At 36.2% G+C, this 19149-nt stretch carries 13 protein-coding genes; 3 read left to right on the top strand and 10 right to left on the bottom strand.

Features of this window, described 5'->3' with window-relative positions:
• Position 1 precedes the first annotated feature (1 nt).
• The 8 genes from FNE73_RS06220 to FNE73_RS06185 all read right to left on the bottom strand — a co-directional run bounded on the left by FNE73_RS06220 (position 2) and on the right by FNE73_RS06185 (position 11816).
• Positions 2 to 1117 carry a glycosyltransferase family 4 protein gene (locus FNE73_RS06220; protein WP_143883917.1) on the bottom strand — a complete coding sequence of 372 codons (1116 nt, stop codon included), beginning with the start codon at positions 1115 to 1117 and terminating at the stop codon, positions 2 to 4.
• A complete protein-coding gene (locus FNE73_RS06215) occupies positions 1108 to 2334 on the bottom strand; it encodes a lipopolysaccharide biosynthesis protein (RefSeq protein WP_143883916.1) in 1227 nt (408 codons plus the stop codon). Before FNE73_RS06215 ends, FNE73_RS06220 begins: the two co-directional genes overlap by 10 nt.
• Positions 2331 to 4475, bottom strand: a complete 2145-nt coding sequence (locus FNE73_RS06210; RefSeq protein ID WP_185147301.1) for a GumC family protein — start codon at positions 4473 to 4475, stop codon at positions 2331 to 2333. The genes FNE73_RS06215 and FNE73_RS06210 overlap by 4 nt, the downstream gene beginning before the upstream one ends.
• A 12-nt stretch (positions 4476 to 4487) precedes the next feature.
• Positions 4488 to 5219 carry a polysaccharide biosynthesis/export family protein gene (locus FNE73_RS06205; RefSeq protein WP_143883914.1) on the bottom strand — a complete coding sequence of 244 codons (732 nt, stop codon included), beginning with the start codon at positions 5217 to 5219 and terminating at the stop codon, positions 4488 to 4490.
• Between the two features lie 5 nt (positions 5220 to 5224).
• Positions 5225 to 5665 (bottom strand): response regulator, encoded by a 441-nt coding sequence (locus FNE73_RS06200; RefSeq protein WP_143883913.1) that lies wholly within the window; start codon positions 5663 to 5665, stop codon positions 5225 to 5227.
• 123 nt (positions 5666 to 5788) lie between these two features.
• Positions 5789 to 9313 (bottom strand): PAS domain S-box protein, encoded by a 3525-nt coding sequence (locus FNE73_RS06195; RefSeq protein WP_143883912.1) that lies wholly within the window; start codon positions 9311 to 9313, stop codon positions 5789 to 5791.
• 2 nt (positions 9314 to 9315) lie between these two features.
• On the bottom strand, positions 9316 to 10458 hold the full coding sequence (locus FNE73_RS06190) for an FIST signal transduction protein (RefSeq protein ID WP_143883911.1): 1143 nt from the start codon (positions 10456 to 10458) through the stop codon (positions 9316 to 9318).
• On the bottom strand, positions 10458 to 11816 hold the full coding sequence (locus FNE73_RS06185) for a sigma-54-dependent transcriptional regulator (RefSeq protein WP_143883910.1): 1359 nt from the start codon (positions 11814 to 11816) through the stop codon (positions 10458 to 10460). The genes FNE73_RS06190 and FNE73_RS06185 overlap by 1 nt, the downstream gene beginning before the upstream one ends.
• 647 nt (positions 11817 to 12463) lie before the next feature.
• On the opposite strand from FNE73_RS06185, the gene FNE73_RS06180 reads away from it, so the two are divergent.
• The 3 genes from FNE73_RS06180 to FNE73_RS06170 are packed head-to-tail and all read left to right on the top strand — an operon-like array spanning position 12464 to position 16837.
• Complete coding sequence (locus FNE73_RS06180; RefSeq protein ID WP_143883909.1) at positions 12464 to 13303, top strand: hypothetical protein; 840 nt, start codon at positions 12464 to 12466, stop codon at positions 13301 to 13303.
• A 2-nt stretch (positions 13304 to 13305) separates the two neighbouring features.
• Entirely contained in the window at positions 13306 to 14724 is a 1419-nt protein-coding gene (locus tag FNE73_RS06175) for a phage tail protein (RefSeq protein ID WP_143883908.1), read from the top strand.
• A 1-nt stretch (position 14725) separates the two neighbouring features.
• Positions 14726 to 16837, top strand: coding sequence for a hypothetical protein (locus tag FNE73_RS06170; protein WP_143883907.1), 2112 nt, complete (start codon positions 14726 to 14728; stop codon positions 16835 to 16837).
• Between the two features lie 351 nt (positions 16838 to 17188).
• Here FNE73_RS06170 and FNE73_RS06165 read toward each other — a convergent pair whose 3' ends face one another.
• Complete coding sequence (locus tag FNE73_RS06165; RefSeq protein WP_143883906.1) at positions 17189 to 17716, bottom strand: hypothetical protein; 528 nt, start codon at positions 17714 to 17716, stop codon at positions 17189 to 17191.
• A gap of 27 nt (positions 17717 to 17743) precedes the next feature.
• On the bottom strand, positions 17744 to 18886 hold the full coding sequence (locus FNE73_RS06160) for a zinc-dependent alcohol dehydrogenase (RefSeq protein WP_228429915.1): 1143 nt from the start codon (positions 18884 to 18886) through the stop codon (positions 17744 to 17746).
• Positions 18887 to 19149: the final 263 nt, after the last annotated feature.

The following is a 19149-nucleotide window of genomic DNA, read 5'->3' as shown; positions in this document are numbered from 1 at the left end:
TTCAGCAGTTGTAGAGTTTGGAGTTCATTTCATCAAGAATATAGTTCCAGTCGAAGGCTTCTTCTACCATTTTTACTGCATTTCCGCAGATCTTTTCATAGTTCTGCCGGTCTTTCCAAATTTTGGAAATATCGAAAAATGCTTTAGTGAGAAGCGTTTTTTCAGGAAAAGGAATATTGATTCCCGCGTTGAACTGTTCCACAAGATATCCGATGTTGGTATTTTTGGTAACGATACAGGGTTTTCCGAAATTCGCCGCTTCGATCACCGAAACAGGCAATCCTTCGTTTCTGGAAGGATGCACAAAAACGTCCATCTTTTTCAGGAGATCATTTTTTTCTTCACCGAATTTACTTCCGAAAAGAACTGTTTTTTCTTCTATTCCCAATGTCTTGATCTTTTGGTGAAGTTCAGCTTTTTCATTGCTGTCGCCAATGATCCATAACTTAGAATCGGGATCCGCCTTAGAAAATTCAGCAAAACTTTCGACAAGCAGATCCAGACCTTTTGTGTAAATATCCAGCCGTCCGACAAATCCGAAGATCAGCGTTTCCTTTTGAGAGCTGAAAGAAAGATCATCTTTTATTCTTTCCAAACCATAAGGAATCAAAGTGCCTTTTCGGGTCGGAAAAATCGACTGTAAACCCTCCATTTCGCTTTCGCCGATGCAGTGAACATTTGATGCGTTTTTAATAACGGTTTTTTCAAATAATTCAAAATACACTTTTTTGGTAAGTATACTTTTCTGCATTGCGACTGCGTTGTACGCACCGTGCGGCGTAATGATATATGTAAAATTGTGTTTTCTTAAAAATCGGCTTACTGTGGCAAAAACAGGAATCCATCCGCCGTGAAGATGAAAAACCGTAGATTCTTCGCTGTTTATAATTTCATTCTGAAGATCTTCAGGAATGGAAAAAGGATTTTTTCTGCGTTTAAAAATCTTTGTTCTGAAATTTCTTTCCGGATAATTGATCTCTGTGTTTTCGGAAATTCCCCAGACTTCCACATCCTGCCTGTTTTCAGCCTGTTTGGTCGCGATGTTGTACACGACTTTATTCACGCCGTTCATCTTTTCAGGATTCGCTTTCCCCAATATCAAATGTACTATGCCCATACCGAAATCTGTTTTCTGTTAAGTAAAATTTTCCAGTATACGATCATTAAAATCTGGTTGATCACAAGACCTGCAACTGCGCCGTAAAGTGCACCGTATTTCAGTAAAAAATGAAAACTGAGAAGCGAAAACACAAACGAAATGCAGTATCCTGTAAAAAAAGCTTTGTTCTGTTCTAAAACTCTGATGGAAATCCGGGTAGGGTAGCTGTACAAAATCACGATATATAAAACTGAAACCAGTTTAATCACAAAGCCGTACTGTTGATATTTTTCTCCGCCCAATAAGGTAATGAGAGGTTCCGAAAAAATAAAGAAACCGATGATTAAAATTCCTAAAGCCATCATTCCTTTCGACATACTGAAAAGAAGGGATTTTTTTTCTTCTTTTTTATCCTGATAATGAATCTGGGCTGTTTTCGGAAGGTAATAATTTTCAACGGTCTGAAGAATGACATTAATAACCCCGAAAAACGACTGAACCAGCCTTAACGATCCTAAAGCATTGACTCCTAAGTAAATTCCCGCTACCAGAGTGAAAAAATTACTGGAAAACCACTGAACTACCGAAGCGCTCAAAAGCCATTTTCCTTCTGTAAAATGATAATGAAAAAGGGAAGCATTTTTTAAACTGAATTCTGCATTTTTCAAACAATACCAAATTCCGGGAAGGGAAGCAATGGCGTTGACGATAGCAATAATCAGAAGACTTTTTCCTAAATCAAGACTGTTTTCAAACCAGATTAAAGGAAAAACAAGAAGGAAGATGCTGTCGATAAAAAGCACCAGTTGTATGCGGTCTATCGTAAGCAGAACTTTTCTCAGGAAATCTTGAAAAACATAGGCTGCTGCAAAAGCAATAATTGCCAAGAGATTGTCTTTAAAAAACGCCAGTGCAGAAACGGGCAGAAATTTAGCCATCAATAATAAGGCAGAGAAAATCATTATTAAAACCACTGAAGCCTGAAAAACAAAACCCAGCGATTTTTTAGTGAATTCTTTGGCTGCCAGAATCTGGAAAGGCTGTACTACAATGGCGTTGCAGATACCTACCAAAAGATACGTCACCAAAAGTACAGACGAGAAGAGACCAAAATCTGAAATATTCAGTTTCTGGGCAAGAAGAAACGTCAGAAGAAAATTTGTTCCGCTGAAAATCAGCTGGTCTGCGAAAACCAGAGATGTGGGTCTGCGAAATATTTCTGTAAGCTTTTTCACGATCTTTTTCTGTTTATAAAACTTTTAACAGTTGTTATTAAACTCGGGTTATAGCCTTCTTTATTCAGTACAAACCAAAGATTGTTCAGTTTGTATTCATCCTTCAGAAGTTCTACGTTCATGATTGTTTTTTCGGCTGTTTTCCGGCTGTCTAAGACAAACAGATTTTCATCTGCCATTTTCAGGAATAGTAAAGGAAGTTTCCCTTGTTTTATCGACTGGTTATTGATGAGGCAAAGATCATTTCCTGTCATTTTTTCACGGATCAGATTTTCAATATCCGTTGAAGTTGATCTTAGGTTTTTCTCTTCTGAAAAGTCGATATAATCAATGTTTTCAATGTCTTTCAAATTTCCGGCTACATCGATCACCAAAACTTTTCTGGATTGCGCCTGTAAAGCTTTTATGATGTTTTTTGAATGAAACATATGCTGTTTCGATTTATCATAAGACGTGATGCAGATGAGGTTTTTATCTTTAATAATTTCTTTCAGTTCCATTTCCAGAACATTTTCGAGGAAATGATGCATTATATTTTCTCTGTTTTTAATATAAGGCGTTGTAAATGCAACGGGAATGGTGCTGTTTTTTTCGATGGTGTACACATCATTCACTTTCGCTTTCGCAAAATGTACGGCGTAGATCAGAGCAATAGATCCGATCATGCTCATAATGGCTGCAACAATGATGATGATGGAACGCATCGGTGAAACCGGCTGTTTCGGAAGTTCACCTCTTGTAATAATTTTATGAAAAGAAATTTTTGCCGCTTTGGCAATTTCTGCATCTATTCTTTTTTCGTTCAGGAAGTTGTAGTTTTTTTCGTAAAGATTAAACTCGCGATTCATGATATTCAGCAGTTTTTCTTTCTCGGGAAGCCCGATGAAAGCCTGTTCTGCAACCTGAATATCTCGGTCAATATCGTTGTATTTAATCTGTAAATTCTTCTGGGTGTTTCTTATACTTTCGGTCTGGTAATCGGTAAGATCTTTAATTTTAGCATCAATAATTTTTACTTTTTCGTGTTCCGGAGTGTAGGTTAAAAGCAGTTCCTTTTTTTCGGCCTGAAGCTGCTTCATATTTTTCACCATTTCGGTGGACAGAAGGTCGTTGAATGCTTCAAAATTTGGTGCAAGTTCGAGATAGTTGTCTTTTCCTTCAGAAATATAGCTGTTGAGATTTTTAATGGCATCAAGATTCATTTTCAGATTGCTTTTCTGAATTTTAAGCTGGGAAATTTTTCTCAGATCTGTTTCTGTTTCCTGCGGAATATTGATGATATTTTCTTTGTTTCGGTAATTTTCTATACGGTTTTCTGCACCGGAAAGCTTATTGTTTGCCTGTCCGATTTCATTTTTCAGAAAGTCCACCGTTGTATTGGCAGCGCGGTATTTATTTTCAATATAATCCTGAATATAGGTTTCTGCAAGTGTGTTTACCAGAAGACTCGCTTTTTCTGGAACGTTGCTTTTGTAATTGATCCTGATAACGGGAACATCTTTGTCTACGGAAACAATATCCAGATTTTTATTTACTTTATCCAGAAGTTTTTCTCTGCTCAGGAATTCAACTTCATACTGATCGACAATTTTGGCATCAGGTTTAGACTGAAGATAGCTGTCGTTTTTACTGATCAGAATTTTTCCTCCTTTAATGGCTGTCGGAACTCCGAAAGTTCCTTTTATTTCTTTGGCGGAATCTGAATTTATTGTAAAATTCTGATTTGAATTTACATTAATAATAAATTTTTTATCGTAATTTTTTTCATCGCTAAGAATGCTTTCCACTTTTATCGGAGAATCGTTGAACAATTCTACAGAGCGCACTTTTCCTTTTCTGTAAATTTCTGTTGAAAAAGGCAGTTTTGCGAGTGTTTTTTCAATTAAGGATGTAGATTTGAGAACCTCTATTTCTGTGCTGATTTTGTTTGGCGTGGCAAAAACATCAAAATCTTTGAAGAGATTGGCGCTCGGAACGCCTTCCTGTGTATCCGCAAGCTTCAGTTTTGCCGTGCTTTCATACATCGGCGTTACATAATTGAGGTATTTTTTCGCTGCCAGAACTGCAATAATCATGGCAAGAACGACGATAGGAAATCCTCGTAACAGCGGTTTCAGAAATCTTACATTCTCGTTGTTCATGGTCATCAAATTTTATAATAATCCTATCAGAATTGCAGCTGCGGAAGTTACGGTTGCAAAAGGTATAATGGTGGAAATTCTCTTGTCAAAATCTTTACTTTTCTTGGAAGGAACAATGATGTAATCTCCCGGATGCAGAATGATATTCTGGTTCGGAACATCTTTCATTCTGGTAAGATCAATATTGGTAACACGAACGTTTTCACCTTCCTGTCTCAGAATTTTAATGGATTTTAAATTGGCATACATTTCGAATCCGCCTGCTTTTGAAACCAGCTCCAGTAATGTGTTTTGGTCTTTATCTACCTGAATTACAGCCGGGTTTCTTACTTCGCCCATTATTGAAATTTCTTTGTTGAGAACTTTTACATCAATCACGGGATTTACAAGCCATTTTTTGAGTTTTGTTTTTATTTCTTCCTTCAGTTCCGGAACAGATTTTCCCACCACCGCAGTTGTCCCCAGTTTTGGGATTTCTATATTCCCATTGATGTCTACCAGAAGCCACTTTCCGTATACTTCATTAGAATTATAAATTCCGTACACAGAACCTACACTCAAATCATCCTGTCCCCAAACGGAAAGCGTAATTTTGTCGTCTTTACGGATTCTGTATTCATAGCTCGGATCATAGCTGAAATCCTGCATATTTCGGGAAGCTTGTTCCTCTTCCAGTACATTGTAGGTTTTACAGGAAACAAGAAGAAACAGAAAAAGAGACGATATGAAAACTTGTCTTAACATATGTTCTAAAATAAAAGAGAAAAGAATTTTCGGACGCCTTTCAATTGATTACCAGACATTTCTTCTTTAATGAGCAGAATTTTCTGTATGGTTTCTGTCATTTTTTCGCAGACATTGGCATCTTTCACCAGATAATCGAAAGCACCATATTTCAGCGCATTAACGGCGGTGTCAATATTTTCCTGTGCGGAAACCATAATGACATATATATTGGGATCGTATCTTTTTATTTTCTTTAAAACTTCAAACCCATTCATATCTTCCATATTGTGATCCAGAAAAATAATGTCCGGCTTTTGATGAAGTTCATCCAGACATTCTTCTCCGTTGCTGAATGAGGTAACATCTTCATAATTATGATTTTTCAGATACTGCTCATAAACACTCGCGCAGAATCTGTCATCATCCACAATAAAGAATTTTAGGTTTTGGTTGTTGGTTTCCATTTTAAACATTTGGAAACATTATCTCTACTTCTGTGCCTTATTATAAGTTATTGATAAATAGTTGTTTGAGTTTAAATATATTTCCAAAAAATGGAATAAATTCTTAATTTTGGATTCTAAATATTATTTTAATTCTTCTTTTAGCTGAATAATAACAGTGTTTAGAGTTTGTTTTACTTTTTCAAACAGCAAATGCAGTTTTGAAAACTCAGTATCATTTTCTTTGGCTAAAATTTCAAGCATTTTTACATCTTCTTTAATAGAATAAATTCCGATGCCTTCGATACTAGGTTTTATTTTATGGGTCAATCTTGCAATTTCAGCGCTGTTTTTCTCGTCAAATGCTTTTTCTACCAAAGGAATTGTCTCCTGAGTCTGTGAAATGAAGATAGAAAGCATTTTCTGAACAAATTCATCATTACCTCGGCTGAGTGTTTTGATGTTTTTAAGATCATATAGCACTTCGTGTCCATCAGATTTTTTTTGGCGGAGAGGTTTTTCTTTTTTGGTGTGTTTATAAATGATCTTGAGCAAATTTTCCTCGATAAATGGTTTGGTAATGTAATCATTCATTCCTGTATTGATGCAATTGTCGATTTCTGTTTTGAAAGCATTTGCGGTTAAAGCAATGATCGGAGTTTTGATTTCGAGTTCTTCCCGCAAAACTTTAGTCGCTTCAATACCGTCCATTTCCGGCATCTGAATATCCATCAGAATAATATCAAAAGATTCATTTTTTACGATGTCTACTGCCATTTTTCCGTTGTCTGCTTTTGTGACAATACATTTAAAATGATTCAACGAATTTTCTGCAATCAACTGATTAAGTTCATTATCTTCTACAAGCAGAACTTTAGTTCCGGCAATGGAAATGGTTTGTTTTTCCAATGAATTTCCTTTTTGAATTGCTTCACTTCCTTTGTCAATAGTAAATTTTAAATTGACGCAGGTTCCGGCATTTTTTTCGCTTTTCACCTGTATTTCACCTTTCATCAATTTTACCAGTTCTTTCGTAATTGGCATTCCGAGACCTGTACCGCCATATTTTCGGGAAACAGAACTGTCTTCCTGATTGAATTTTTTAAATATATTTTTTACGTATTCTTCGCTCATCCCGATTCCGGTGTCGGTGATAGTGATTGTTATTGTCTGTTTATCGGGGAAGTCTTTCTGCAGATTGCATTCAACTTTAATCTCTCCTTTATTGGTAAATTTCAAAGAATTGCCAATGATATTAAATAAAATCTGCTCTATTTTCAGAGAATCTCCTTTTAATGCAGTGGAAATATCAGGAGAAAAGTCTGTGATAAGATGTAGTTTTTTTTCTTTGGCTTTTGGCTGAAGAATGGCAATAACATTCTGAATACTTTCCTGAAGCGAGAAATTCTTATTATCCAGTGACATCTCACCAGATTCTATTTTCGATATATCAAGAATATTGTTAATAATGGATAACAGATGATGTGAAGCATTGTAGCTGTTTTCTATAAACTGTTTCTGTGTGCCGTCATTTCGGTTTATCCTTTTCAGTTCCCGTAAAAAACCAATAATTGCATTGAGCGGAGTTCTTATTTCATGGCTCATATTGGCAAGAAATACCTCTTTGGCTTTTGATGCTTCTAATGCTTTTGCTTTTTCCTGTTTCAGCTCTTCTTCAAGCTTTTTCTGATCTGTCACATCCAGATGGATTCCTATGGAGCCAAGCTGGTTGCCGTTGTCATCATAATTCGGAGCCCCGCTTATTGCCCACCATCTAATTTCACCTCTTTTATTTTTTACCGGCAACTGATAAACGCTAGAAACCCCAACTTTTCTTAATTGCAGCTGTTCCTGTACAAATTCTACACTGTTTTCTCCGTGTAAAAAGAGTTGGGAAGGATTTTTACCGATTAATTCATCCATTTCATAACCGGAGACATTACAGAAGCTTTGGTTGGCATACCGAATCACCTCATTATTGTCCACTTCCAGCAAGCCCAAATTCATATTGGCAATCATATTCCGGTACTTTTCTTCCTGTCTTCTCAGATGTTCTTCAGCTCTTTTTCTCTCTGAAATATCTTTGATAAAGTAGCAATAGTGTTTATCGTTATTCTGAATAACTGCAATCACTGACATTTCCACTGTAAGTTCTACACCATTTTTTTTGGTTACATTGAGTTCCAGCTGTTTGTTCAGCATCAATTTGTACAGTCTTTTATCAGCTTTCGGAATAATTTTACCAATAATCTGTTCGCCTTTCATTTCTTCTTTTGTCCAGCCAAAAGTTGAAGCTGCGCTTCGGTTCCAAAACGTGATCTCACCTTTGTCATTGGTAATAATGATAGCATTCATAGCAGAATCCATAATCATTCTGTTTCGTTCTTCACTTTGTTTAAGAAGATTTTGAGTAACAACGCGTTCTGTAATATCATTGTATTTCCAGAGATGTCCTTTGTAATGATCATTAATGAAAATAGGAATGTAATCTCTTTCCAGAAAGTTTCCGTTTTGGGTTTCCAGAAGTTCATTGGTTACAATTTTCTTTTCTTCCAGAATTTCATTAATTCTTTCTACAAAATGTACTTCATTTTTAAATAATGACTTAGATTCCTCAGCAGAATTGGTACAGTCTGCGCCGATCATATCATCCGAAGAAACCGGAATATTAAACATTCTGCAAAACAGATCATTGGTGAAGATGATTTTTCGGTTTTCGTCCTCCATTAAAATCCCGGACTGTAAATTTGCAAGTAGTTTTTTCAGAATTTCTACAGTTCTTGAAAGGTCTCTCTCAAGAAAAATACGCTCTCTTACGTTGACAAGCACCTGCGTGAAAATGGTAAGAAGATTTTTCTCTGTGTCTGACAATTCATGATAATCTTTTACAAAATCAAATCCTACAAAACCCAAACATTCGTTTTGCATCATTGCTGGAATAACCAGCAAACTTTTGATATCCTGTTCCTGTAAAATGTTTTTGATATCACTTTCCGGCAATTCATTAACATTCGGGTAATAAATACTTCCGCCTTTTTTGTTAATCTCCACCCATTCACCGATCATTTCCAGCGGTATATCCTGAAGATTATCTATTTGCGGACTTATTCCCTCATTGCAGTATTCAAAAACATTGGAACAGGTATTTTTTTCAAATTCATACTTAAAAATATAGGCTCTGTCTGCTTTTACAAACTCAGACATTTCTTTTAATGATTTATTGACACTTTCTGATACTTTTTCAATCGGGATGTTGATGTATTCAGAAGAAATATCCATTAGAAGATTCTGAAAATCAAGCTGTTTGTTGAGCTGTTCCTGCAGGAAAATTCTCTTTTTCAGCTGTTCTGTAACGTAAGATGATAATTCAGCAAGATCTTCAGAATTTTGATTTTCAACAGAAGGATCAAGGATTTTTATAAATTCATAAAGATTGGAGATCGATTTTTGCTTCAGCAGATTTTCATTTTTGAGATTGTTGTAAATCTCCTGATATTCTTCTTCACTTTGTTTAAAAGCGTGATCCATCAGTTCTTTATCTCTTTCAAAAGATTTATAGGACTGATTAACTGCATTAATGAAATTTTTGAATTGCGGATGAGATATACAGTCATCCGTAAGATGTTTGCTGATCTGCCTTTGTAAAAGTTTGTGGAATTCCGGCTCCATTTTTATTCAGTTTCGTTAACGGTTGTAATGGTAATTGTCTGATTGTGAAGTACACAATCTTCAAAGGGTTTCAGTGGAGAAATTTCGCCGTAAGAGTAGAATCCTGTAATAATAGGAACAGATCCCAATACATCTTTTATCATTTCTGCTTCTTCGTTGGTACGATCTCCTAAAACTAATTTTCTGCCGACACAGCTTATGATAACAGCCAGTTTTGGCTTCGTAGGATTCATCAAAAGACATTGGTTTGCTGCATCATTGGCTGCGTCAATCAATCGGTCCATATTTGCTTTCATAAATCTCACTTTACTGCCTTCCGGAAGATCTCCTGCGAAAACCATCATATTATTTTTTTCATTAATGGATAAAATCGTTCTTACAACCGGAGAAGTATTGTCATCAGATTTCAGTGATAAAGGAAAGAGCAGGGCAGAACCGGGAAGTTCTTCTGCATATTTTCCCAGGTATTTTTTATAAAGATCAAGCGCATTTTTGTGATCAATTTCATAAAGAATATTATTGTGAGATTTAGTTACTGTTCTTTCCAGCCCGAAGCTTTCCCAGCCACCGTAAGAAGCGTGAGATAATTCGAGATTTTCTCCGTAAAACCCAATTGCCACGATCTGATTGGGAACAGGAATCTGATTGAGCCCGACTGCTGTTTTTTCAAATTTATCGCCGTCACCCGCCAATCCTCCGGAAATCAGAACATTTTCCGGACGTACAGAATTTAGTCCCTGCACAAGCTGACTGCCATTTACAAGGCTTCCGTCTGATAAAACAAAAACCCATTTAAGATGTTCTTTTGGGAGCTTTTCCAGAAGGCTTTTTCCAGCTTCAAAACTGTTTAGGAAATCTTCTGTATTAATTTGTGACGTTTTAATATGAGATTTTGAAAAACTGATAACGGTAAGAACTACAGTATCATCATAGACTTCATTACTGAAAATCTCTCCGGAAGATGATGATAAAGCAATCTCTGCATTTGGGAATTTTTCTTTTAAAAGGAGAAAAAAACTGCTGTCTTCAATAATATGTCTCGCTCCGAATCCAATAACTAATTGAGCATTCTGATAATCAAGATTTTCATCATTTCTTTCATATTGACATTCTCCGTTTTTAAAAAATAATTTGGCAACTTTCATTAGTTATTTTGTTTTTTTTGGATTTCAACGGTATTTATAAGATTATAAATTGTTGATTTGCCGATATCTAAAACTTTGGCTGTTTTTATGACATCATTATTATTTTTTTTCAGGAAGTGTAAAATTATATCTGATGTATATTGTTTCAGTGTTTTATGTTCGCCAAGAAAAGACTCAGAATCTTTTTCAATAGCGTAGAAATTAATGTCTTCTGCTGTAATTTCGGAAGTATCAGACATTACGCAGGCAAGATCTATCACCGATTTCAGTTCTCTCACATTTCCCGGAAAACTGTAGGCTAAAAGTTTTTTTCGGGCATCTGCAGATAAAGCTAAAGGCTTGATTTTATTTTCTTTTGAAAACATTTCTATAAAATGTTTGGCAAGAATAAGAGTGTCCTGATCTCTGTCTCGCAAAGGTGGCAACTCAATCGGAAGACCAACAATTCTATAATACAAATCTTCACGGAAATTGCCTTTTTTTACTTCCTGTGCAAGATTTTTGTGGGTTGCTGTAATTACTCTTACATCCAGTTTTATTTTTTGATTTCCGCCGACTCTCGTAATTTCTCTTTCCTGAAGTGCACGCAGCAGTTTGCTTTGTATATTAAGATCAAGCTCGGCAATTTCATCCAGAAAGATAGTCCCTCCGTTTGCCTGCTCAAATTTTCCGGAAGATCTGTCTGTTGCGCCCGTAAAAGCGCCTTTTTCGTGACCGAAAAATTCACTTTCTACCAATTCTTTGGGAATGGCTGCCATATTTACCGCAATGAAAGGTTTGTTTTTTCTCGCAGAATTATAATGTATTGCTTTTGCCACCACCTCTTTTCCCGTTCCTGTTTCTCCGGTAATAGAAACATTGATGTTGGACTTGATGGCTTTATTAATTTTTGAAAATATATTTTTTATACCCTCACTTTGCCCGATTATGGTTTTTTCGAAGGTATATTTTTTCTCAAGTTCTTCTTTTAATTCTTCAACTTCCTGTTTTAAGATGATATTTTCTCGTAATCTGATAATGGAACTCCACAATAGGTCTTTGGTATGCTCATTTTTTACAATGTAATCTTTTGCTCCCTGTTTCAGAAAATCTATGGCAACTGTAATATTTTCCTGTCCGCTGATTACGATAATCGGTAAATCAGGATGGGTATTTTTTATCTTTTTAAAAAGCTCATCGCCTTTCATATCGGGCAGACCAAAGTCAATACATAACATGTCCGGATTTCTGTAAAGCTCCGCAAGGCACTCTTTAGCTGTGGAGTACAAAAAAACTTTATAATCTGGGTTGAGCTGAAGATGATATTTTAGCATTTCACCAAAAAAAAGATCATCATCTACTAAAAATATTTTGCTCATTGTGATGTTAAAATTATATTCAAAAATAATTATTTATTATTACAAATTTAAAAATTTATGTTCGTGAAATTATTTTAAGTCATACACAATGTTGTGTTTTGCTTAAGTTTATCTCAAAGCCATATTTCTGAAATATTTTTCTATTTAAAGAATATTAAGTTTAAACTTATTTCAAATCCTCTACTTAACTTTTGATGCATATTAAAAAGAGTTAAGATTACTGCAACTACGGAATACAGAGACCAAAAAACTTTCAGATAAGTCTAAAAAAGAGGAATTTTGCAAACGGTAATTACAAACGAGATCATCCTGTTTTCATAAAAGTAAAGACTACTGCAACTACAGGATGAGAGGGTAAAAAAACTTTTATAAGAACAAAATAATGATCAAATTTGAACTCTCAAAATTCGGATAGTCATTGACTGCAAAAAGTATTATGTTAAGAAATTGGGCATAAATTATTGCAGATAAAATGTAAAGTTTTGCTGTTGATCGCAAAATATTTTTAAAAAAACAGGGTTGCCTGATCATAACTCTGTAATTAATCCAAAACCATAAAGAAAAACTTTATTCATAGCGATTGGCTTATGAACAGGGAGAGAATTTTCTCAATTATCAATTTGTCAAATCTAATTTTCAAAAAGCAAATGAGTACACCTACACCATTAAATACGATCTTCAGTTGGTTTGAAGAAGGCGATATGCCTACGGAATATCAATTTAAGCAGACATTCTCTTCATTCCGTCATTTGGATGATAAAATTAAAATGACTGATGTGACAGGATTAAATGAAGCTTTTACTGCAATTTTTGCTAATCATCTCGAAGATCAGAATGCGCATCATTCGGTACTGGCAAAGCTTAATGCATCAAATCTCACTGCAGCCAATGTAGAGGAATGGAAAGAAAAGTTAAAAATACATTTAGCAGCAACTGTTGATGGCAACCAGGAGACAGGAAATGTCTATACAAAAGAGCAGATCCGGGAGATTCTGAATGCATTTCAAATAAAAGATGATGAAATGCTTGCTGATATTGCCAGAATTAATGCAATGCTGATTTCCAATGATGTAAATCTTGATGAATTACAAAAAATAGTAGACTACATCAAAGAAAACAGGCAGCAGATAGAATTGCTTAAAGAAACTGGAATCGGAAATAGTTCAGACGATAAAATCAGTCTTATTGGAAATTATTCAAACTGGGGTTCAGTTACTTATCAAAATCAGTTTAACGATTTGGTGTATGATAAGATTAAAAAAATAGAAACAGCTGATCCCGAAAAAATTAAACATGAAGAAAGAGTAAGGGGAGACTCCCGAATAAAACATGATCTCGATACATTAAGTTTTATCATTGATGCTTACGATACAGTTACCATGTTTACAACGCCTCTTAAGGTAAAAAGAATAGACACAAATACTATTGACGTGCTATTCGATTCTATCCCACCAAATATGATTCAGTTAACCATTAAAAAAATATAATTATGGACATTAAATACGCTTATTACAGAAGTTCTGTCGGTTACAAAATTGAAGGAAAAACAGACAGCGAAGTTTTAACAGCCGGCGGCGGCACAAGGTCAATCAGTACGTTTTGGCATGATGGAAATTTGAATCCCTCAGATTTTGTACCCAAAACACGGACATTAACCATTAACGGTACAGCTTATGATTTGTCGGCAAACAGATCATTCACAACGCCCGATACGATTACCCGTTTAAAAGGAGGTGCATCAGGTTCTCTGGTTTCGGGAGATATTACGCTTGCTGCAGGTTCTAATATGGCAATCAGTCAGGCAGGGAATACCATTACTTTAGCTTCCACGGACACCACTTACAGCGCAGGAAATGGTTTGACATTGTCGGGAACTACATTCTCTTTGCCGGTTACCACTTCAGGTACAGGAAATGTAGTTACAGGAATTACCCAAACTGCTAACGGAATTACGGTATCTTTAGGTTCTTTGCCAACAGCTGCGGATCTGGCTAATTATATTCCGGTATCGCAAAAGGGTACAGCGAATGGAGTTGCTACACTGGATGCATCGGGGCAGGTTCCTGCAACGCAATTACCATCGTATGTAGATGACGTTTTAGAAGGATATTATAAAGCTGCAGACGGAAAATTTTATAGAGAAGCTGCGTATACAAACCTTCTTGCTGCTGAAACAGGGAAAATTTATGTTTCGCTTGATACCAACAAAACGTACCGATGGACGGGAACTACGTTCGTTTATATTACTTCCGGAGCTGTAGATTCTGTAAACGGATTAACAGGTGTTGTGGTTTTAAATAAATCTCATGTAGGTTTAAGTAATGTTGATAACACGGCAGATGCAACCAAAAGTGTTCTTTCTGCTACAAAATGGACTACAGCTAGAAGCATCGCCCTATCAGGAATTACCTCCACAGCACAAAACATTGACGGTTCCGGAAATGTTACCATTCCTGTCACTGCTGTTCCGGCAACATTATTAACGGGAACTGCGGCAATCAATACCACCGGATCATCTGCAAAACTAACAACTCCGAGAACAATTTCTGCTACGGGCGACGGAACTTGGAATGTTTCTTTTGACGGTTCTGCCAACGTTACTTCAGCTTTAACATTAGCTGCAACAGGAGTGACAGCGGGAACTTACGATGCGGTTACAGTAGATTCTAAAGGTAGAGTTATCGCCGGAAATAATTCTGTGAAATCATACAGTACTTCCATTTCAGGAACTGCAAGTGTGGTACACAACTTAGGTACCAGAAACGTAGACGTTGCAATGTACGATACAGTAACATTTTACAAAATCGACGGCAGAATAAAATTAACAGATCCGAATAAAATCGATATTGAATTTGATTCTGCTTTACCAAACACTGTAGCTATAACAGTAACCCGTAAAGATATTTAACATGGATATTAAATATGCATACTATAACACCTCCAAAGGCTATAGGGTATTGGGCGGTACTGCCGCCCAATTTTTAAAAGCGGATGGTAGTTTAGATTCCAACAATTATTCATTATCAGGACATACTCATGCATTTTCCCAAATAACATCTAAGCCAACTACAGCATCAGGATATGGTATTACAGATGTACCAAGACAAGCGGTATTAGGAGGTGATGTCAACTCTGTAAGAAGCGTTGATACAAGAAATACAAATCCGTTACCTTCAACTGATATAAAAGCCGGTGTATGGTTTGATTTTAAGTCAAATTCAGCAATTGAACTGAATAATTTTCCTGTAGGTACTTATAGCGCAAGTATGACTTTTGTACCCTATAGTGATAATTCAGGAAATAATAATACAGCATTCAGATTAGTACAATCCAGTAATAATTTATTTTTTCAAAATTATAACAATACATGGGGTGTCTGGAATAAAATTTTTCATACGGGAAATTTTAATCCATTAGAATATGCTTCAGTAAATCATACGCACACTTTTGCATCATTAACTTCAAAACCAACTACATTAGCTGGTTATGGTATCACTGATGGGCTTAATAATGTTTATTTATCATCAAAATCTATATCTGATGCTAATTTAGTAAGCGAAGGTACGCAGACTAATTATCTAGGGGGCAGTAATAGACCTTCCGGCACTATGGATGGTAGTTTATTATCCTTAAGTTACAGTTCTGCATGGACTACACAATTATATGGAGACTGGAGAACCAATGACATATATCTTAGATCACAAACAGCTGGTAACTGGATTTCATGGGTTAAACTCTTACACACAGGTAATTTTAATCCGGCAATTTACGTAACACAGTCATCTTTAAATTCTCAACTAAGTGGAGTATATGCTACACTGAATGGTGTTCAGACTTTTACCAGTACCAATACTTTTTCGCAAAGTCCTGTAATTCCCAACGGAACTTTAGGAACTCATGCGGTAAACAAGAATCAGATTGAATTAATCACCAATTCTGAAAGTGAAGGAGGGCAACAATTAACGATCAGCGGAAATAATTCTGTAAAACTTACCAACTTTTTTGTAACATCAAGAGACGGTTCAAGAAACCCGGATGACATCGCTCCGAATTCAACACCTAAAAGAGTAAGGTTTGATTTTGCAAATGCAACAAGCGCTGGATTAGGAGCGTCAGGAAATTATGCCGGTATAATGACTTTTGCTCCTTGGGACGGAACATCTGCCTCTACAGGAGATTCATCATATCAGCTGGCATTTGCAAATCAGAATGGTGTGAATGGTTCGGGTGTTCCGATGCTGAAAATTAGAAAAGGAATTGATGGGAAATGGACAACTTCGTGGTATAAATTCTGGACACAGGCAGATTTTACATCAACGAATATTCAGCAATGGAATTATATGGCTCAATACGGTCTGCAGCTCAATTCAGACTTTACTGTAAATACAGGTGCAGGTTTACTCATTGCAGATGATTATTTCGGAGGTGAATCGGGGATGGTCGATCGTAATACTGAAAGATTTGTCTCTGCCAAGCAAGAGAGTTTTTATAAATATGGTTCACTTTACGGTAATTTTGACGGGCTGAACTTTAATTTAGATACAAGACTCTTCGGAATGGGAAGAGAATCTAATAAGGAGGATAAATTGACAGTAGAAGGTTCGGTTAAAGCCAGTAAAAACTTCAAATCCGAAGAGGAAAGACCCGACACCATCTTTATTCCCAATGGTAATGTAGCAAGTCTCAGAGATGAAATTGTGAACGATGAATCTGAATATGCAATCAGATTAGATCCCCACGAATACGAGATTGATCCTTCTGGTTATCTGGATGTAGATGACAGAAACCGACTGATTCATATTGTTGGAGAACAAATTAAAATGGTTGTTAATTTCAAAGAAATCTATCCGAAACAACAGATCGTTATTTATAATTTTGATAAATATGGTGGTACAATGGCAGTTAAAATTTATGGCAAAGACATTTATCATATTCCGGGGGGAGCTTTTCTGAGGCTGTATGTGACAAAATCACGCAGAGTAATTGCAGAAAGAGATTTACCATGTGAATTTGTCTGGTAATAAATACTATTTTAATTTGATATAAACCCACAGTCGAAGAATGAAAGTCTTTTGATTGTGGGCTTATGTATTTCTGTAGATTTTTTTTAAATTAATAACGATGTAAAATATATATTAATGATTTATTGTATGGCAAAAATTACAATGTACTGAAAATTAATAAAACCAGATGCTTCATTTTTAATAAATTGTGAGATGTTTTTCAAGGTATTAATTAAACATATTAATATCAGTCAAGACTGTAAATCATAGAATTAGATTCAGTTTTAGAGCATTGTTTTGAAAAGAAAATGCCTTAGATATAATAAAAATCCGCCTCACAATTGTAAGGCGGATTTCATAAATATTTTATCAGTCAGCACTATTTTTTTTCGACGATAGTATCTTTACGGCAACGGTAGTGACTACTGCTGCTGCAAAAATCTTTAGCAGAAAGTTCTTTCTATTGTGTTTCCATTCGGCTCCCCAACCACGTTCGGCAAAAATGTTTGGTAAATGACCTTTTTTTAAGTCGTCAATAATTCCTTCCAATGCACCCACACGGTCTGCCAGTACAAGAGGTAGCCATCTTCCATAGCTGGATTCACTATATTTAAAGGCAAATTTTCTAATTTCTCCATTGAGACCTTTTGGTGGTGATGCAGTTCCGAAAGCAGCGGTTAGATTGGGGCGCTCTACGGACTTCAGAATCTCAACATTTTCAGATTGCTGTTCGGGTCTTTCCCAGGCATATCCTTCGTGTTCTTCATCAGTACGTTTTTTCATAGGGTAGACGGGATCATTTTCAGGATCGGCATCAATTCCCCAACCTTTTATATGACTGTAATCTGTCTCTTCACTTTTTTTAAAATCGGAGGGTTTTGTTTCGTCTGTAAGCATGTTGTTCAATTTTTTAGTTAAAATTTATTAAGCCGTTGGCGGAATAAGCACGGTCTTTATGCAGCCATCAAGTTTGCGTGAAAATATATGATAGGCTTCTGCTACTTCTTCCAGTGGAACCCTGTGAGTAATGATTTGCTTAGGGTCAAGAATACCGTTTTTTACATGCTCAATAAGCTTTGGCAGATTACGTTTCACAGCTGCTTGGTTAGCCCGGATCGTAATACCCTTATTTACTACGTTTCCTATCGGAACCAAAGCGTCTGTAGGACCGTAAACGCCTACAATAGAAACAATGCCGCCTTTCTTTACAGAATTAATTGCCCAATGAAGCGCCGTTGTAGAACCACCCTGTAAAAGTAACTTTGTTCCCAAAACTGTATTCATCAAATTTCCTTTTGCTTCACAGCCCACGGCATCTATGCAAACATCAGCACCCAAAGAATCCGTTTGTGTTTTTATAAAAACTACCGGATCGCCGATACTGTTAAAATTATACGCTTCACATTGGGCATATTTTGCTACGAAATCAAGTCTATATTCCAGATGGTCGATGACGATTACTCTTCCTGCGCCAAAAAGCCATGAACATTTGGCGGCCATAATGCCAATCGGTCCTGCACCGAAAATTACTACCGTATCGCCTTTTTGAATGCCTGCCATTTCTGCCGCCTGATAGCCGGTAGGTACAACATCAGTAAGAAGTACTGCGTCATCAGGATCCATCCAGTCAGGAATTACGGTTGGACCAACATCTGCGTAAGGAACACGTGCATATTCTGCCTGCCCGCCCTGATAGCCTCCTGCCGTGTGGGAATAACCAAAAATGCCGCCTACTGCTGTTGCCATTGGATTAGATTCGTGACAGTTGCCATAAAGTTCCTGTTTACAAAAAGCACACTTACCACATGAAATGTTGAAAGGTACCATAACCTTATCGCCCACTTTCAGTTTTTCTACTGATGAGCCAACTTCAACCACTTCTCCGATGAATTCATGTCCAAAGATAGTGCCTGTACGTGTATCAGGAACAAGCCCATGATAAAGATGGAGATCTGATCCGCAAATGCATGATCTTAACACCCGCACAATGGCATCTTCAGGATGTTCTATTTGAGGTTCGGGCACGCTGCGGTCTGCGCGAACGCGGAAAGGTCCGCGGAAATTCATTGCTAACATATAATATTTTTATTTGGTGATGTTGTATATAAAGCAAAACGAATACCGATATAAAAAGGTTTAATACAATACATGCTTTTTTCTATAAAATAAACTGGAATTCGGAAGTCAATATAAAAGGTGTTTCTTTGTAATAAAAGCTAACACACATTAATTTATTTTGGTCAGAGTTTTTTTACTTTTTTTATCAATCATAGCAGGAATTTTAATTAAATATTTGAATTTCAATACTTTAAATATGCTAATTTTTTCTA

Origin of the sequence: Chryseobacterium binzhouense (genome assembly GCF_007474545.1) — a bacterium.
Classification (GTDB): Bacteria; Bacteroidota; Bacteroidia; order Flavobacteriales; family Weeksellaceae; genus Chryseobacterium; species Chryseobacterium binzhouense.
This window is presented reverse-complemented; position numbering and strand designations above follow the sequence as displayed.